The 19,609-nt window shown below is 32.7% G+C and carries 9 protein-coding genes; 1 reads left to right on the top strand and 8 read right to left on the bottom strand.

Annotated features, from left to right (window positions below):
- The first annotated feature begins 238 nt into the window (after positions 1-238).
- Entirely contained in the window at positions 239-3,049 is a 2,811-nt protein-coding gene (locus WN975_RS10075) for an insulinase family protein (protein WP_337966427.1), read from the top strand.
- 238 nt (positions 3,050-3,287) lie between these two features.
- Here WN975_RS10075 and WN975_RS10070 read toward each other — a convergent pair whose 3' ends face one another.
- From WN975_RS10070 to bglX, 8 genes are all read right to left on the bottom strand, one after another.
- A complete protein-coding gene (locus WN975_RS10070) occupies positions 3,288-3,575 on the bottom strand; it encodes a hypothetical protein (RefSeq protein ID WP_337966426.1) in 288 nt (95 codons plus the stop codon).
- A 265-nt stretch (positions 3,576-3,840) separates the two neighbouring features.
- Complete coding sequence (locus WN975_RS10065; protein ID WP_337966425.1) at positions 3,841-4,767, bottom strand: family 16 glycosylhydrolase; 927 nt, start codon at positions 4,765-4,767, stop codon at positions 3,841-3,843.
- Positions 4,768-4,824: 57 nt separating this feature from the next.
- The gene (locus tag WN975_RS10060; RefSeq protein ID WP_337966424.1) at positions 4,825-6,216 is read right to left on the bottom strand and encodes an endo-1,4-beta-xylanase; all 1,392 of its coding nucleotides are present in this window, start codon (positions 6,214-6,216) and stop codon (positions 4,825-4,827) included.
- Positions 6,217-6,354: 138 nt separating this feature from the next.
- On the bottom strand, positions 6,355-7,458 hold the full coding sequence (locus tag WN975_RS10055; protein WP_337966423.1) for a hypothetical protein: 1,104 nt from the start codon (positions 7,456-7,458) through the stop codon (positions 6,355-6,357).
- Positions 7,459-7,466: 8 nt separating this feature from the next.
- Positions 7,467-8,990 carry a RagB/SusD family nutrient uptake outer membrane protein gene (locus WN975_RS10050; protein WP_337966422.1) on the bottom strand — a complete coding sequence of 508 codons (1,524 nt, stop codon included), beginning with the start codon at positions 8,988-8,990 and terminating at the stop codon, positions 7,467-7,469.
- 61 nt (positions 8,991-9,051) lie between these two features.
- Entirely contained in the window at positions 9,052-12,156 is a 3,105-nt protein-coding gene (locus tag WN975_RS10045) for a TonB-dependent receptor (protein ID WP_337966421.1), read from the bottom strand.
- 438 nt (positions 12,157-12,594) lie between these two features.
- The gene (locus tag WN975_RS10040; RefSeq protein ID WP_337966420.1) at positions 12,595-16,755 is read right to left on the bottom strand and encodes a two-component regulator propeller domain-containing protein; all 4,161 of its coding nucleotides are present in this window, start codon (positions 16,753-16,755) and stop codon (positions 12,595-12,597) included.
- Positions 16,756-17,152: 397 nt separating this feature from the next.
- Complete coding sequence (gene bglX / locus WN975_RS10035; RefSeq protein WP_337966419.1) at positions 17,153-19,444, bottom strand: beta-glucosidase BglX; 2,292 nt, start codon at positions 19,442-19,444, stop codon at positions 17,153-17,155.
- Between the last annotated feature and the right edge of the window lie 165 nt (positions 19,445-19,609).

The raw sequence follows: 19,609 nt of genomic DNA, 5'->3' as shown, positions 1-19,609 counted from the left end.
CAATCCGCGTTGAATTGACCAGTAAATAATTCGAAGATTTTACTGATCCGCTATCACGAAAACGCTGATACACGCAGATTTTTTATAAGATAATTAATTAAAAATCCGTTTTAATCCGCGTCTTCGCAAAGCGAATCCGTTCAATCCGCGTTCAAATAGCTAGCAAGAACTTCGCATACCATTTACAAAAGATAATTCAAAAAAAACAATCAAAAAAAGAACATTAAATAACAATCAAATGAAAGTAAGAATATTTTTAGCGCATTTTATGATCTTGGGTTTAACCCAGGTTTCAGCGCAGTTTAAAACCACAATTCCACTACGGAAAGACGTTGTACACGGAACATTAAGCAACGGAATGCAGTATTTTATTTTGCATAACGAATGGCCAAAAGAAAGAGCCGATTTTTATTTTGTTCAGAATGTAGGCGCTATTTTAGAAGAAGACAATCAAAACGGACTGGCGCATTTTCTGGAACATATGGCTTTTAATGGTACAGAACATTTTAAAGGAAAAGGCATAATTAATATGCTGGCAAAACACGGAGTAACTTTTGGTCGTGATATTAATGCTTACACAGCGCATGACGAAACGGTTTATAATCTAAGTAATGTACCGGTAAAAAATTCGGTTTTATTAGATTCTTGTTTGTATGTTTTGCACGATTGGTCGGGGTTTTTATCCTTAAAAGATGCCGAAATTGATGCAGAAAGAGGCGTGATTCACGAAGAATGGCGTACAAGAAGAAATGCTGATTTAAGAATAGGATCGCAATTAGAACCGGTATTATACAACGGTTCAAAATACGGAAAAAGAGATGTTTTAGGCGATATGGATTTGATTGAAAATTTCAAATACAAGCAACTTAGAGATTATTATAAAAAATGGTATTTGCCAAATCATCAGGCTGTAATTGTTGTTGGTGATATTGATCCGATAAAAATGGAACAGCAGATCAAGAAAATAATGGGTTCAATTCCTATGCCGTCAAATTCTGCAGAACGTACTTACGAATCGATTCCTGATAATGATAAACTGTTGTATAAACTGGCTGTAGATAAAGAAGCGCAGCAAACTTCGATTTCATTAAACTTTAAAAAGAATAAACCTGCTGTTCAGGATATTGCTACGTTTGAAAATAGTATTGCAGAGCAATTGGCTTTGCAAATGATGAATAATCGTTTTAGAGAATATACCGTAAACAATGAAACCGCTTTGCTTGGAGCTGGTTTAAGTCTTTCGGGTTTAACACGATTAACGACTTTATTTACCTTAAGCGTTAATCCTAAAAACGGAAGATTATTAGAAGCTTTTCAGCAAGCTTATACGGAATATGAACGTGCAATTCAAAATGGTTTTACAAAAGAAGAACTCGACCGTGTAAAAGAAAATATGCGTAACAGTTATGAAAATCAATTAAAAAATAAAGATAAAATTGGTAACGAAAATTGGGCTTCGCAATTGCAGAGTTATTTTCTGGAAGCTTCTCCGGTTATGAGTTTAGAAGATGAGGTTGCATTTGTGAACGCGACTTTGGCTAAACTTGATGTAAATCAAATTAATACAGTATTCCGTGGACTTCCAACAGAAAAAAATCAGATTTTGACGGTTTCAGGTCCTGAAAAAGATAATGTTACTTATCCAACAGAAGCTGATTATACAACTGCAATTCAAAAAATAAAAGCGCAAAAACTAGAACCTTACACAGAAACAGTTGCAAATGCAGATTTAGTTACAGATAAACTTTCAGTAAAACCAATTGCTAAAAAGTTTGAAATAAAAGGCATTAAGGAAGCAAAAGGATATGTTTTACAAAACGGAGCCAAAGTAATTATTTACCCAACAACGTTGTCTCAGGATCAAATTCTTTTTTCTGCTTTCAGTCAGGGCGGAACTTCTTTGTTGTCTGAAAAAGATTTAGCATCATCACAAATCGCAACTGTTTTGGCTAAAAATTCAGGATTAGGAGATTTTAAAGTTACCGATTTGCAAAAACAGCTTTCAGGAAAAACAGTAAAAGTGAGTCCGTTTATTGGTGAACATTACGAAGGTTTTAGCGGAAGCGCCGTTAAAAAAGATTTGGAAACACTTTTAGAATTAACGTATTTATATTTTAAAAATCCAAGATTTGAAACTCAGGCATACAAACGAATTATTGATTATTATAGCAATACGCTTGAAAATGTAAATGAAAACAATAATAAAATATTTGGTGATACGATTGCTTTATTAGACAGTAATCACAGCAAGCGAACATTTCTTTTGAGCAAAGAAAATCTTGCCGAATTAAAATTTGATGATGCTTCTAAAATCTATAAAGAACGTTTCTCAAATGCGTCTGATTTTACATTTGTTTTTGTTGGAAACGTTGCAGAAAGTGACTTGGAAAACATTAATAAATTTCTAGGAAACTTAGCAGGAAATCAAACTCAGGAAAAATTTACAGATCATAAAACAGGAATGGCAAAAGGATTTGCAAAAGAAAAACTAATCAGAGAAATGAGCGTTCCTAAAACTAGTATTTATGTACATCTTGAAAACAGAAATACTGCCTTTTCTGAGAAAAACCAGATTATGGCATATATGCTTTCTCAATTATTAGACAAAAGATATTTAGATAAAATCAGAGAAGACGAAGGCGGAAGTTATGGTGTTCAAACGCAGAGTTCTTTGTCTAAAAATCCAACGCCTGTTTTTTCTCTTAGCGTAAGTTTTGACTGTAATCCTGAAAAAGACAACAAACTACTTCAAATCGTATATGATGAATTGGATAACATTGTAAAAAATGATGTTTCGGAAAAAGATTTATCAGATATAAAACAAGATTTAATAAAAAGCAATCAGCAAAATATTAAGTCAAATACGTATTGGATGAGCATTATTGTCGATCAGCTAAAAACCAATGACAAGTTTGTAAGCAGTACTGAATATGAGAAATTAATAAAAAGTATTTCGATAAAAGACATTAAAAAATACGCAGGCGAAGTATTGCCAAAAGCTGATAAAGTAGAAGTAGTGATGCAGCCTAAAACCGATAAAAAAGCATAACGTTAATATTTTAATCTTTTAAGAACGGCAATTCTTTATTTTAATTTTAATAGTCTCGGGGGAATAAAAAAACATTCTTTTTTGAAATTTGAATTAGTAATAAAATTTGTAGACTAAAAGAGCTATTTTGCCGGATAGCTCTTTAAATTTTAAAAGTATATTTTGAGAAAATCCTCGGAATTATACTTTTAAAATTTAACAAAACTGATTACCCTTAATTTCAAAATAAAAGAAGAGATTAATTTAAAAGAATTTTATTATTTATTTTTAGCAGACCTTTTATAGTTATAGAACTTTCGTCTGTAATAGGATTTAAAAATACATTACCCTCAAATTCCAACTGTATTAAGACCTCTAATATTTTTGCCTGATTTATCCTTTGAAGAGAGATTTGTTCCCAGTATATCTCTGCCATGTTTGAATCTGATATGATACAATCAGTCAGTTCTGCCAAGGTCCATAAACTACAGTAACTGCTGGCAAGTTTGTTTAGTATCATATTAGAAAAAGTTGCTGATGTTTCCATGATAACTGCTTTTATTTAATTTACGATTATTAGCTTATTATGGATTATTTTTTCTTTTAGTTTAACTAATATTTATAATTAAATTTTTCTATTTCACAGTTTTGTATTGATCCTCTGATCTCGAATTCATTTTAAATCTCGAAATTTAGTGCATAAAAAAAGTCCTAATTTTCATTAGGACCTTTAGTGAAAAGAACAGGATTCAAAACTTAATTAAAACTTGTATATTCTGTGTTATTATTATTTAAAGTAATTATAACATAAATCAGATTGGTCTTTTGTAAACCGTTACATCATCTACCCACATCATTACAGTCGAAAATAAGTTGATTTTATTAGGGTCAATAAAATTAGAATCTTTTGATCCAACATTCAGATTAAATATAATCGAGTGCGGTCCAAAATTATTTAAGTTAAGATTGCCTACACTACCATTTGTATATGTTGCAACTGTTACATTATCTACCATTATAGTAACTGTTACGACATTGTTTTTCATTTTCCAATAAGACTCGTACAAATGCCATCCGCTATTTCCGTTTACATCAAAATTACCAGGATAGTTTCTTTCAGCAGAATTTCCTAATTGGTTTGCTCCGGTAGAAGTTCCATAAAAAAGATTTGAGGTAAAACGGCTTGCATTTGGGGCAAAAGAATAACCTTCCATAATATCTATTTCTCCTTTTGTTGGCCAGCCATTTTGCTGCACAGACCAGAAAGCAGGCCACGCACCATAAGTATCCTTGAAAGACTTATAAGTTCCGCCATCCATCGCTACTAATTTAATATTGGCAGAAAGCATATACTCGGTATTGTTTTCAGGCTTATATTGATAATTAGAAGAAATAAACCCGGATTGATATTTGTACGTGCTCAATTTTGTCGTCTTGATTTCCAAACATTGTTTTCCGTCTCTCCATTGTGTTGTAGGCACTGAACTGGCATAGTCGCAATACCAGGAATTATAATCTGCACGTTGCTCCTTTGTCCATTGTGACAGACTTGAACCTACATCAAATGTATCTTCAAATTGTTTGACCCATGGCGCGCCGGCTACTTTGCTTGTACTGGTTTTTGTACTCGCACTTGCTGATTGGTCTTTTGCAGTTGGACTTACGTCTTCTGCACAGGATGCAAATCCTAAACTTAATACACATGTCACTGTTAATGCTAGCAAATTTAATTTTTTCATAATTTAATTTTTTGGTTTATTAATAGTTGAAGTAAAGTATTATAGTTTTAAAAAAAATTAATCTAGACCTTCAAGAAAGCCTGTATGAGAGCTTTTAATTGCAAAATTTGAATCGTACAATAAAGGCCAGTCATTTCCTGGGTGGTTAAGTTCCGTACTAAACGGAATCCAGGATTCATTATCTTTCATTCCCCAAACGGTTAAGGCATATTTATTTGCTGCCGGAAGTCCATTATAGAGTTTCACAATTTCTTTGTATTTTTCTTTTTGAGCCAGTCTTCTTTCATTTGTAAAAGTTGAAATGTCATTAGACTGATTCACTTGTATATCCAATTCCGAAACATGAATTTTTAGACCTTTAGCTACAGCTTTATTAATATCAGTTTCGATTTGAGCTTTTGTTGGATTTAAATAATTATTATGCATTTGAAAACCAATACCATCAATAAGATTGCTTGTTTTTAAATCATCTATAATGCTATAAACTTTGTCTTGTTTTGCAAGATTTGTTGACGTTGCATAATCATTATAAAATAATAATAAAGAGTTGTCACCAGCTGCAATTGCTGCATTTCGTGCCCATTGAAAACAATCTTTTACATAATTAGCACCCATTCGTTTAAGAAAAATAGTATTTCTCATAGAAGTGCCATTATCATCTACAGCTTCATTAACTACATCCCATGATTTTACTTTTCCGGCATAATGCGTAACCACATCTGTAATGTATTTTTTTACTTCTGCAGCAAATTCAGCATCAGTACCAGAAAAATCTTTTAACCATTGTGGGACTGAATTATGCCATACCAAAGCATGACCGTGAACATTGATTCCGTTAGAGTTTCCGTAAGCGACAATTTTATCCGCTACAGTCCAATTGTAAACACCACTTGCAGTAGAAATTTGATCCATTTTCATTTCGTATTCAGCAGAAATACTGCTAAACTCATTTTTCAAAATAACATCATAAGGACTTCCTGTAGTTAATTGTGAAGCTTTTATTGCCATACCTATAAAAAATGGATGTGCCAATTTATTTGCTTTTACTTTTAAGAATGTAGGATCTTCAGGAATGTTGCTCGAACCTGTTGTAACAACACTAATAATATTTGAATAACCCGAAGTTTCTGTCTCATTTTTTGCTCTAACTCGGTAATAATATTGTGTACCTCCAGTTAAACCAATGACAACTTCGTTTAAATCAGTAATTTCTTTTGCATTGTAATTTGGGACAAAAGTGGAGAAATTCTCGTTGGTTGAAACATCCAGAAGATAGCTTTTTGCATGGGAAACGTACATCCATTTTGCTCTAAAACCGGTATCGTTCACGTCTTTTGGTGCGTTTGCAACAGGCGTTTCTAAGCCATTAGCCGCTATATTATCATCTTTTGAACAAGAATTCAAAAAGAAGAAAAGACCAGTCAGCATTAGTAAAAATTTAATTTTCATACTGTTTTTTATTATAGAATACCCTTTTGTAATTGTGAATATTCTTATTTATAGATTCTGTTTTTTTAGTTGTAAAAGAGGTTGCTTTTTGATTACAACCTCTTTTTTAGTTTAAAAAATGAAATTCAAAACCGTTAATTATTGGTAGCGAATTTTAATATTATCGTATTTTATTGCACTCGGATTTGGTGAATCTCCCTGAGCAACTCCAATCTTAATTTCATTAATTTTAGAAGGATCTAATGTTGCAGCTGTATTCGAACCAAAACCGTAATTATCTTTAAAATCACTTAATAATATGGTCTTTGTCATCCAATTTACATCAGTTACTTTAAAATTATAACCGTAGTTTACACCATCAATAGTATTCAATTGAATCGCAAACTGAGCACCCACAACATTCGCACTTACATCAATATCTATAAATGTTTTTGAAGCATCATTATTAGAAGCGTTTAAGAAACTGGCTCCACCGCCGGCGCTGCTTCCGTTGTAACCATTTGAAGTTGAACCTGCCCATACTAATGTTGCATAATTGCCTGATGGTCCGCCTGTAGTACTTGCGTTAAAACTATCGATATCGCCATAAGCAGTCCAATCGCGTCTGCTACCGTTTCCGTCAAAATCAGACACAAGAACAACAGTTGCAAAATTGATTGTTTTTTTTGCAGAACCTCCCGGAGTAGTTACCACAAGTTCAGATCCTGAAACTGCATTTGAAGGTAAACCGATGATAATTGAAGAAGACGATTTTAGCGTATAACTTAATGTTTTTCCTCCTAAAGTGATCGAAGAAATATTGTAAAACCAGGTTCCTTCAATCTCTAACGGAAATCCCGGAGTTGCAACAGCAGGAATTGTCTTTGTAATAGTTGGAACAGGCTGTAAAATTTCAATATTTTTAGTTACAGATCCTGAAGCTGTTATAAACGTAATTGGCTGTACTCCAAATCTACTTCCTAGTTTTTCATCAAAAGGAATAGTAAAAATAAACGCTTTATCTGAATTGTAATTTGGATTGAAACTGATATCAATTTTGTTGTCCAGCGTAATTTTCTTTAATCCCTTTAAACCTTCGCCTTCAACTCTGACTTTATTTAATGGAAAAGCCTGATTCAATAGATCTCCGGGTTCAGCAACCATTGCATCTATATTTGCAGTAGTTGAATCATCATTTTGGCAAGCTGTAAAGGAAACAAATGCCAGAAGAATTATAATTCTATGTGTTATTTTCTTAATCATAGTAAAAGTTAGTTAAAGTTAAAAGGAACCGGCGGCTCTAATAATGATGGATTAGTATCAATAGCAGTTTGCGGTAACGGCAGTTCAAAATAGTTGCTTCCCGGAGTGATCTTAACAGAAACCAATTCGGTTCTGGCATCATCAGAATAAAAACCTACTTCTTGTTGCGAAAGAATTGCTGTTGCTTCAGCCAGACCACGACGTTTTAAATCGAAGAAATATTGTCCTTCAAGTGCAAATTCGATTCTTCTTTCGTTAAATAAATCATTTCTTGTAAGTACCGTTTTGGCTGGTAATCCGGCTCTTGCTCTTACTTCATTGAAAGAACTTAAAGCTGCTGCAGAAGTTGTAGAACCCGCTCCAGCTAAAATCGCTTCAGAATTCATAAGTAAAACATCAGAATACCTAAGTATAATTGTGTTTTGTGAAGTTCTCATAAAAAACACATCGTTTCTTTCGGCAGCAGAACCTACAATATACTTTCTGAAATTAGCAGAAGTCGAAGAGTATATTTTTTTATATCTGAAACCACCTTGATTTTTTAATAATTCAGGATAAAAGTCACCATCTGTCATGATTGTGCTCTTTTTTCTGGTATCATTTGGCTCAAAGCCACTTTGCAATGAAATAGAAGGCAGGTAAACTCCCCAACCGTCTCCACCGCCAGTTATTCCTGTACCTCCGGGAACTATATAAGCCTGATTTGTATTCTGAGTTCCCCATTCAGTAGCAATTGCTTTCCATTGCAGGGCAAACATACTTTCTGCACTATTGTTATTCTCTGGACTGCTAAATAAATTTCCATAATCTTGAATCAAAATATATTGATTTCCGATAATTTTCTGAGTTAAAGCAGCACATTCTCCATATTCGTTTAACGTTAAATGTACTTTTGCAAGAATTCCCATTGCTGCAAATTTGGTAACATATCCTTTTTTTACTGAAGTTGCAGGCAAATTTTCGATAGCATATTCCAAATCTTGTTTTATGAATTTGTAAACATCAGTAACAAGGTTTCTTTTTGGCTGAGCTGCCGTTCCAGCTTTGTTAATAATAGGCACAGCTCCAAAAGTTCTTACCAAATAAAAATAGGCATTGGCTCTCATAAATCTTGAAATTGCAATGGCATTTTTATAAGATGCTTCAGGCAATTCGCTCTTTCTTGCTTCGACTAAACTCATTAAATTATTAGATTGATCGATAACCGAAAACAAAGAAGTATATCCTTCTGTCAGGATTGGGTTTTGTGACGTTACCTGAGCATCTTTAAATTGCGCATAAGCACCATCAAATGTAAAAGCGTTTCCGGCATACATATCGCCAACAGCAATTAGGAATTTATCATTAAAAGTAAACCAAGGCTTAAAATACAAACTCTCAGCAATTCCGTCAAAAGCGGTAACTCCTTCCGGTAAATCGCCCGGCGTTAATTGATTTTCAGATGGTGCATCCAAAAAATCATCAGAACAGGAAAACAAAGACAGCAATGGTATTAGCATTCCCATCATAAAAAGTTTAAAAAGTTTTTTCATGACTATTATTTTTTATTTTAATGACTATGAATCATTAAGTTAATTGTGTTTTTTATCAATTTTAGAATTCTAAATTTAAACCCATAGAAGTAGTTCTTGGCACTGGATAACGTCCCAGATCAATACCGCTAAGTGTTATATTTTGATCTAAATTTCCTAAAGCAGGATCAAAACCAGAGTATTTTGTCCATGTATATAAGTTTTGCACATTGACATACAATCTAACTTTAGATATAATAGAATTTTTGAATATTTGGCTTGGTAAATCGTAGCTCAAAGAAACATTCTGAATTCTTAGATAAGAACCATCTTCGACAAATCTATTCGAGATTCTACCATTTCCATTAGGATCATTTAGTGTAATTCTTGGTTCATTTGTGTTTTCGTTTACTCCCGGTTCAAAAGCATTTATAGCCCTTGTACTCACGTTTGCAAATCGATCTCCAAATCCTGGATAAATACCATCAGTATAATGACGTGTAAAATTGTAGATTTCGTTGCCTTCACTTCCGGTTAAAACAACAGATAAACTAAGGTTTTTATACTTAAAATTATTAGTAAATGAATAAGTAAAATCCGGAATTGCACTTCCTATAGCTTTTTGATCTTTAGCATCAATTTTTCCGTCGCCATTAAGATCTTTAAAACGAATATCTCCAATTCCTGTTCCAGTTTCCTGAATTGGTCCGGCAGCTAATTCTGCAGCATTTTTAAATAATCCGTCTGTAACATATCCGTAGAATTGTCCAACTGGTTGACCTTCTGTAGTTCTGGTTACGTTATATAAGTCAAATTGTACTTTTCCTAATAAAGATTTACCTGCACCTTGAAAACTTGTTAGTTCATTATTGTATTTTGAAAAAATAACAGTACTATCCCATGTAAAATTTTCAGTAACAATATTTCTGGTATTCAAAGTAAGTTCGATTCCTTTAGTTTCAATTTCGCCCGTATTCAAATAATAATTAAGGGCACTTTGATTCGACTCATCATTGATTTGTTTCGTCAGGAAATTAGAAGAATGTTTAACATAATAATCAAAGTCTAATTTTACTCTGTTATTAAGCATTCCTAATTCAAAACCAACATCAAAAGACTTAAGAGATTCCCATTTAATATTTGGATTACCCAAGTTGTCAATAGTTGGAGATACGCCTCCAAATGGAGATGCAGTCAACGAAAGAATCGTTTGGTATCTATTTGCCGGAATATTTTGATTTCCAACCGAACCGTAACCAGCTCTAAATTTTAAATAATTTACTGTAGAAGATAAAGGCTCAAAAAACTTTTCGTTACTAACAGTCCAACCTGCAGCAAATGATGGGAAATAACCCCATTTATTATTAGGTCCAAAGTTTGAAGAAGCATCTGCTCTTAAAGAAGCCGAAAAAGAGTAACGATCAGAAAAACTATAATTTAATCTCGAAATATAAGAAGTCATAGACCATCTTCCAGAACCATTTCCGTTAACCGCAGTATCAATATCACCAATATTTAAGTTGGTAAAATCTTTGCTTAAGAATTCACCCGATCTGTAACCGCTCAAATATTCGTATTGACTTTCTTGCGCTTCCTGACCAAGTAAAAAGGTGAAATTGTGTTTCTCGTTGAAAGTTTTATTATAAGTCAAATAATTTTTTAAACTCCAATAAAAGCTTTGATCTTGCTGTTTGAATGATTTGTTTAAAAGCTCAGACACATTTCCTAAAGTATATTTAGGAGCAAAAGAGCTGCTTTTTGCAAAGTTTAAATCATATCCCAATTCAGTTCTAAAAACCAAACCTTTGATAAGCGTGAAATCAGCAAATACATTTCCGTTGATTTTGTATCGATCCGTTTTTGCGTTATTGTATTCTGATAAAGCAATTGGATTCGTCGCCTCATTTGCCGAAGAACCTAAACCACTTGTTGGACCTGCAAATGAACCATCAGCATATCTTACAGGTAATTCTGGAGATTGTCTTAAAGTATTCATTACTAAACCACCTCTGTCATCGTTTCTAACCACTTGTTGAGATGATTTACTGATCGACATATTGTTACCAATTTTCAACCATGATTTTACAGTTGAATCGATATTTAATCGCATCGACATTCTGTTGAAATCTGAATTTAGAACAATACCTTCCTGATCAAAATAATTCAAAGAAGTATAATATCTTGTTCCTTCTTTTTCACCTGAAAATGATATTTGATGATTGTACATCGTAGCAGTTCTAAAAAGTTCGTCCTGCCAGTTTGTTCCATTTCCTAATAAATCAGGTTTTTGATATTGATACGGAATTGGTTCACCATTCATTTTGAAAATTTTAGCCTGATAAGCAGCATATTGTGGCAAGTTCAAAACATCAACTGAATTTGTCACTTGCTGAGTTCCCATATACGTTTCATAGGAGAAAGTCGATTTTCCTTTTTTTCCTTTTTTAGTCGTAATCAAAACAACACCATTTGCACCATTTGCACCATATATTGCAGTTGATGAAGCATCTTTTAGAATATCAATAGTTTCGATATCTGAAATATTCAATCCAGACAAAGCCGAATTCTTAGTTTGTCCGTTTCCTCCGCCTAAAGCACTAAATGAAAATGAATCGTTGTTTTTATCCGCAAAAACCGGAGTTCCGTCAATTACATACAAAGGTTCATTACCGTTAATAGAAGTAATTCCCCTGATTTGAACCGAAATTCCTCCTCCAGGTGTACCCGAGTTTTGAGTCACATTTACACCCGCAGCTTTACCCACAAGAGCCTGATCGATAGAAGTAAAAGGCTTATCCTGAATCTCAGAAGCTTTGATCGACGAAATTGCACCATTTACATCTTTTCGTTTAGAAGTTCCGTAACCAATCACGACAACTTCATTTAATTTCTCAAGGTCATTAACCATATTGACCTTCATTACTGATTTTGTGTCAGCTGGCAAGATCACATTTTTGTAACCGATATAACTAAAGATCAATGTACTTTTTGGATCTACATTGTTTAAGATAAAACCTCCGTCAAAATCGGTGGTTGTTGCATTTTTTGTTCCTTGTACTATTACACCAACACCGGGTAAACCGAGTCCTCCTGATGTTACTTTTCCTTTAACAGTTTGGGCAAAGAAAAAATTTCCCCACATTAACACTGCTAAACACAATAGTTTTTTTAATGTTCTTTTCTGCATAAAAATTGGTCGATTAAGTTAGTTTAGTTTTTATTGTAAAATATTCAATAGAAGCCTCTTTTTGCATATCCAAAATTGGAATGATGAGAAGAGAAAATTTTCTTAAATATTTCTTAACGAAAGTAAAATCTAGAGGTGTCCTATTGTAGAACAGATGAAGCATATTGTGCAACAAATGATGCAAAAAAAGAAGCGAAAACGTTATTATTGCTAAAAAGAGACAATTGAGACATAAAAACAGATACTGAAGTATTGCTATAAAAATGGCGCAAAAAGTATTGTTTGTCTAAAAAAAGGAAATAATATTTTCTATATCTTAATTTTTGTTTGAAAACAGTAAGAATACTTTTTGAAAAAATTGACTTACAAAAAAAAGAGCTCCGATTTTAGTATCGAAGCTCTTTTTTAAATTGTATTCTGTATTTAATGGGATATATTTTAACGTTTATTGCCTTGTTCTTTTTCTTGTGTAGGCAAATATCCGTATTTAATTTTGTAGCATTTAGAAAAATAGGAGGGAGAAGTAAAACCTACTTTATAGCTTATTTCGTTGATATTATTATTTCCTTTTTCGATCAGTTGTTTTGCTTTTTCTAAACGTACATTTCGGATAAACTCATTAACCGAAACGCCAGTTAAAGTTTTTATTTTTCGATACAACTGACTTCTGCTAAGGAAAATTTTAGAAGATAAAAGTTCAACAGTCAATTCAGGTTCACTAATGTTTTCGTTGATAAAATGCAGAATCTTTTGAATAAACTCATTATCGAGCGAAGTTGTTTTTTCCTTGCCATCTTTAGTGATTCCGCTATAAAACTTCTTAAACATAATTTGTCTGCTTGTAATAAGCTGCGCCAAACTTGATTTTAAAATATCTAACTCAAATGGTTTACTCAAATACATATCAGCGCCGGAATCGATACCTTCTAATCGGTCTTTTACCATGGCTTTTGCCGAAAGCATTAACAAAGGAATATGACTTGTTTTTAAATCACCTTTTATGTTTTTGCACAATTGTAAACCGTCCATAACGGGCATAATAACGTCTGTAATTATCAAATCCGGTAATTTCTGAACCGCAAGTTCATAACCTTTCTGACCATTTTCGGTGGCAATAACCTTATATAATTTGCTTAATTCATGTTTGAGATAATTTCTTAATTCAGGATTATCTTCAACAATTAAAACAGTATATGGTTTCGTAGTTTCGACAACATCAATTTCAACAGTTTGATCCGTTTCATCATCCTCATCAGCCGAATGATTAACAGTTTCAGTCAGAAATTTGTTTTTAGCTTTTTCTGTTTTAAAAACCTCGTCAATTATTTCACTTTTCTTATACAAAGATTTACCTAAAGGAAAAGTTACCGTAAATTTTGTGCCTTCTCCAACCTGACTTTCAACATCAATTCGTCCTTTATGTAGCTCAACAAATTCTTTTACAACCTCTAAACCAATTCCCGTACTTCCATAATAATCCTTATTGACATTATTGACCTGATAAAACCTGTCAAAGATTCTTTTGAGATCTTTTTTGTGAATTCCGGAACCAGTATCAGTAATTGTTATTGAAAACGAAGGAACCCGATCACCATTAATTAAAAGTGAATTATCTATATCTGATTTAGCTATAGAAATGGTAATAGAGCCATTATCCGGAGTAAATTTAAATGCATTTGAAATAATATTAAACAGTATTTTTTCCAGCATTTTAGGATCTAGCCAGTCTTCAAGATCGTCAAATGCAGACTCAAAATTAATAGTAATATTTCGGGCAGAAGCTTCCTCATCAAAATAACCTATAATTCCTTGTGTAAATGCTACAACTTCAATTTTTTTGGCCTGAAGCGAAATTTTATTAAACTCTAATTTATTAAAATCCATAAGCTCATTGATAAGTCTCGAAAGTCTATCGGAACTTTTGTGTACAATTTTTAATTTATTATGTATTTCAGGAGATAGATTTTTACTTCTTAAAATATCTTCCAACGGATTTATAATCAGTGTTAACGGAGTTCTGAATTCATGCGAAATATTAGTGAAGAACTGCAACTTCTTATTGTTCAATTTCTCAGACTGAATGTTTTTTTCTTTTTCTAAAAGTATAGCTTGTTTGGCTTTAAAGCGATTTTGATAAATTTTATTAAGGTATATAATCAGGAAAACTAAAATAGAAGTGTATAATAAATAAGCCCAAAAAGTTTTCCACCACGGAGGCAGAATTTTTATTTTTAATTCTAATGGATTATTGCTCCAGGAACCATCTGCATTTGCCGATTTTACTTTAAAAACATAATCACCCGGCGCTAGATTGGTATAAGTTGCCGTTCTGTTATTTCCCACATAATTCCAATCTTTTTCAAAACCTTGGAGATAATAAGCATATTGATTTTTCTTAGAATAATTATAATTGATTCCCACATATTCGATCGTAAAAACAGATTGTGTATAGTTGAGAATAATTTCTTTAGTCTGAGCAATTACTTTGGTTAAGGGCGAAGAATCTTCATTGGGTTTTACCGATTTATTGAATAATTTAAAATCGCTGAAATACAATTTTGGAGCTTTTTCTGTTTTTTTAATTTCGTTAGGATTAAAATAATTTACTCCTTCATAACTACCAAAATACAGTTCTCCATTTCCATCCTTGAAGACAGCATTATTGTTGAAATCATTATCGACAAGACCATCATCTTTAGTAAAATTGGTACTTTTTTTATTTTTAAAATCCAGTTTTGTTAATCCAGATCCACCGCTTATCCATAAAGAGCCATTGTTATCAGCAATTATCGCACGAACAGATTTTTCTTTAAAACCCGGAAAATTATTAAAGTTCGAAAATGTCTTATCTTTTTTATTATAATTAAATAATCCTTCGCCATCAGTTCCTATCCAAATTGTTTTATCATTAGATTCATAAATTGATAAAATAGTCTGAATGCTATTATACTTCGTTTTGTCCTTGAACATCGCATCGCGCATTTTGGTCACTTTAAAATCAGAATCGCCTTTTAAACTAACCTGATATAAACCCAAAATAGTTCCAACCCACAAAACATTATCAGAATCCACAAAAACTTTACGAATAAAAGCGTTGTCTAAAGCATTGTCTGTAAATGATTTCGATTCACAATGAACGAAAGTATTGGTCTTATTATCAAAATAATGCAATCCTTTTATGAAAGTTCCAATCCAGATTCTACCTTTTGAATCTTCCGAAAAAGTAAAAATCCTATTCGATTTTAATCCCGAAGTATTTGCCGTATTATAGTTTATGAATCGGGTAGTGCCATTTTTCAAAAAGTAGATTCCGCGATCCCAGCTTCCAATCCAGATATTTTGTTTACTGTCTATAAACATCGTCTGAATATCAGCAGCATCCAAACCGGAATAATAGCTTTGATTGTTTTTGTTTACATGAATGTAACTTTTAGTAGCAAGATTATAAATGTCAAGTCCACCGCCTTCATTACTGATTAACAGATTTCCTTTTTTATCTTTTATAACTGAAGTTACAAAGCTTGTTTGTAAAGAATTATCATTGTTTACTTGTGATTCAAGTGAATTAAATTTGTTATTTGGTTTATCAAATACACCAAGTCCTTTATTAAAATAACCCAACCAAAGACGCTTTTCTTTATCTTCAAATAAGGACCAAACGGAATTAGATTTTAAACTAAAATCATTGTACTTACTGTGCAAATATTTTTGAAGTACTTGCCCTTTATAATTTACAACCAATAATCCGTCATTTTCGGTACCACAAATGATATAATCGTGACTGCTTTCTATAATCGATAAGATTTTGTTTTTGGTAATAGAATAATTTTCAAATTGGTAATTATCAGTTTCCGGTTTAATTTTTATCAGACCGCTTTCCGTCGTTCCCAGCCATATATACCCAAATTTATCAATAACAAGATTTTCGATATCATCTAATAAAGGTTCTCTTTTAAATTTGTCTTTATAAACCTGTTTGAGTTTTCCGTTTAAATCAAGTTCTAAAAGACCATAACTTGTTCCTAAATAAATAATTCCGTGCTTATTTTTTACCGAAGATTTTATTAGAAAATTAAATTTATCCAAAACCTTTGACGGAATCAGAGAAGCTTTTAAAGTCTTAATATTCAGTTTGAATAATCCAAAGCCATACGTTCCCAGAATTAAGTTGCCGTTGTTATCCTGAATAATTGTTTTTACGGTAATAGGTTCGTCATAACCTTTTCTAATTACATCTTCAATATTGATTTTGGTGAAATTATCTAAATCCCTGTTATACAAACACAAACCGTCATCCGTACCAACCCATAAGTTATTATCAGAATCAATAAAAGTGGCATAAATAAAGTTACTGTTTAATGAACCGCGCTTTTTATTGTATTCATAACCAAAATAATTTACACCATCATATCGATACAAACCCGTGCCGTTTGTACCAATCCAAATAAAACCATTTTTATCCTGAATAATTGAAGAAATCGCTCTTTTTGAAGTAGTTTCCTGTATACTTCTAAATTGGTAATTGTCAAATTTATCTTGAGAAAACAGGCAATTCAGAACTATAAAGTAGCATACAAGAATATATTTAATATTTTTCATTTAATGTATTATTGATCAATTCCTCCTGAAAATTTCCTTTTACTTTAAGTGTAATAATAACAATATTAATAAAACTAAATATGAAATATACTTTTTAAGTATAAATTTTATCATATTGCCAAAAACCTGAGCCCAATTATTAATTAATCGTACTCAGGTTATAAGGTTGTTTTATCCGCGTAAAAATTAGACGCTGATTTTACTGATTCGCTAAAGCGAAAACGCGGATAAAAACTGATTTTTTGAATCACTTCTTTTATATCTGCGTTTTTTACGAAGAAAATCCGTTTTTATCCGCGTCTTTACGAAGTAAATCTGTTTTATCCGCGTCAAAATTAGACACTGATTTTACCGATTCGCTAAAGCAAAAACGCTGATAAAAACGGATTTTTTCTAATTATTTTAGTTCAAATTTGCTGGTAAGACCTTCATTAGAATTCCAGCCAACCATGATATTGAACAAACCAGGTTCTACTAAATATTTGCCTTCGTTATCATAAAAACCAAGTTCCTTTTCGGTCAATGTAAACTGAATTGTTTTAGTTTCTCCCTTTTTTAAGGCAACAAGTTCAAAACCTTTTAATTCTTTAAGAGGTCTTACAATACTTGCAACAGGATCATTTATATACAATTGAACGACTTCTTTTCCGTCATAATTTCCTGTGTTTGTAACATCAACGCTTACTTGAATTTTTTCTCCTTTTGCAAAAGCAGTTTTATTTAGTTTAAGATTTTTATAATCGAAAGTGGTATAACTCAATCCAAAACCAAACGGAAACAGAGGTGTTTTTTCTACATCCATATAATGAGACCAAAACACATTTTTGTCGCTATCAATTGGTCTTCCAGTACTGTATTTGTTGTAATAAATTGGAACCTGACCTACATTTCTAGGGAAAGACATTGTCAATTTACCACTTGGATTATAATCTCCATATAAAACCTGAGCCACTGCATTTCCAGTCTGAGTTCCTAAATGCCAAGCTTCTACAATTGAAGGAATATGTTCTGCAGCCCAAGGAATACTCAAAGGACGACCATTATTTAAAACCAAAACGATATTAGGATTTACCTTGTAGATTTCTTCTAATAATTCCTGCTGAACTCCAGGCAAATTTAGATCAGTTCGGCTTCTTGCTTCTCCACTTTGAAAACCATATTCACCTAAAACCATCACAACAACATCAGCATTTTTTGCAGCTGTTTTTGCCGCTTCAAAACCAGTTTTATCTGTAGTATTGAAAACTGTTTCGGTTAGGAAAGTAGCTTTCTGCGAAAGCAAATCTGCTCCTTTTTCAAAAGTCAGTTGATTGTCTTTGTATTGTTGCATTCCTTCTAAAACCGAAACCGCAGTATTATCATCGGCTGCAATTCTCCAACTTCCAAGCGGACTATTTTTATCATTTGCTAAAGCGCCGATTAAAGCAATTTTTTGTCCGGATTTCTTCAGCGGAAGCAAATTCTTCTCATTCTTCAATAATACAATTGATTTTTTTGCCATGTCAAGAACGCCGTCATTATTGGCTTTGCTTCCAACAACTTCTTTTTCACGCTTTTCATCGCAATATCTGTACGGATCATCAAATAAACCCAATTCAAATTTCACGCGTAAGATTCTGCGAACGGCATCATCAACCAATGATTCTTTTACTTTTCCTTCCTTTACAAGTCCAACTAATTTTGCCACATACAAATACGATTCCATATCCATATCAGAACCTGCAATTACTGCTTTTGCTGTTGCATCGTCTTCGTCTTTTGCATAACCGTGTGCTATCATTTCGCGAATCGAAGCATAATCCGAAACTACAAAACCATCAAACTTCCATTTTCCTTTTAGAATATCTCTTTGCAAAAATGTATTTCCCGTTGCTGGAATACCATTTAGTGTATTAAATGAATTCATAAACGTGCGAATTCCTGCTTGTACCGTAGCTTCAAAAGGAGGGAAAACTGTATTGTATAATTTAGAATTACTGATATCTACACTATTATATTCCAATCCTGCTTCAACAAAACCGTATCCTGCAAAGTGTTTTGCACAAGCCGCAATCGTATTTACTTTTGCTAAATCTGCAACAGTTTCACCCTGAAAACCTTTTACTCTTGCGTAGCCTATTTTACTTCCCAAATAAGGATCTTCACCGGCACCTTCCATAACGCGTCCCCAACGTGCATCATTAGAAACATCGACATTTGGTGCAAAAGTCCAGTTAATTCCAGATGCAGAAGCTTCATCTGCCGCAATTGCCGCCGATTTTTTAATAGCTTCCAAATCCCAACTTGCAGCTTCTGCCAACGGAATCGGGCTCAAAGTTTTATAACCATGAATAACGTCAAAACCAATTATCAACGGGATTCCCAAACGAGTTTCTTCTACAGCAATTTTCTGCACAGCGCGAACTTCTTTTACACCTCGAACAGTAAGCATTGATCCAACAAGACCTTTTCGTAAATGTTCGTATTTTAATTCAGCGCTTCCGCCTTTTGGAGCTGGTCCCGTTACATCCCAAAAACCATTGTATTGATTCATTTGTCCAACTTTTTCTTCTAATGTCATTTCTTTCATTAAAAGTGAAATTCGATCTTCAATTGGTTTTTTTGGGTCCATATACTTTTTTGTTTGAGCATATCCGTTTCCAAAAACGATTAGCAGTAAAAAGGCATACTTTTTAATTTGTTTTTTCATCATTGTGGTTTTTAGGTTTATTATAGAAGTTATTAAAGTCAGATTTTTAAAGCATTACTTTTTTCAGAATTTTAGGACTGTAAATGTAGTTCCAGAGTAATAACGATCGTAGAACATTTGAAGCATTATGTATGACAAATGATGCATAAAGCACTTTTGCTATCA

Source organism: uncultured Flavobacterium sp., from assembly GCF_951805225.1.
Classification (GTDB): Bacteria; Bacteroidota; Bacteroidia; order Flavobacteriales; family Flavobacteriaceae; genus Flavobacterium.
This window is presented reverse-complemented; position numbering and strand designations above follow the sequence as displayed.

Coding starts and splice junctions, on each gene's coding strand:
- WN975_RS10070 (WP_337966426.1), bottom strand. CDS start 3,575: ATGGAAACATCAGCAACTTTTTCTAATATGATACTAAACAAACTTGCC.
- WN975_RS10060 (WP_337966424.1), bottom strand. CDS start 6,216: ATGAAAATTAAATTTTTACTAATGCTGACTGGTCTTTTCTTCTTTTTG.
- WN975_RS10065 (WP_337966425.1), bottom strand. CDS start 4,767: ATGAAAAAATTAAATTTGCTAGCATTAACAGTGACATGTGTATTAAGT.
- WN975_RS10050 (WP_337966422.1), bottom strand. CDS start 8,990: ATGAAAAAACTTTTTAAACTTTTTATGATGGGAATGCTAATACCATTG.
- WN975_RS10040 (WP_337966420.1), bottom strand. CDS start 16,755: ATGAAAAATATTAAATATATTCTTGTATGCTACTTTATAGTTCTGAAT.
- bglX (WP_337966419.1), bottom strand. CDS start 19,444: ATGAAAAAACAAATTAAAAAGTATGCCTTTTTACTGCTAATCGTTTTT.
- WN975_RS10055 (WP_337966423.1), bottom strand. CDS start 7,458: ATGATTAAGAAAATAACACATAGAATTATAATTCTTCTGGCATTTGTT.
- WN975_RS10075 (WP_337966427.1), top strand. CDS start 239: ATGAAAGTAAGAATATTTTTAGCGCATTTTATGATCTTGGGTTTAACC.
- WN975_RS10045 (WP_337966421.1), bottom strand. CDS start 12,156: ATGCAGAAAAGAACATTAAAAAAACTATTGTGTTTAGCAGTGTTAATG.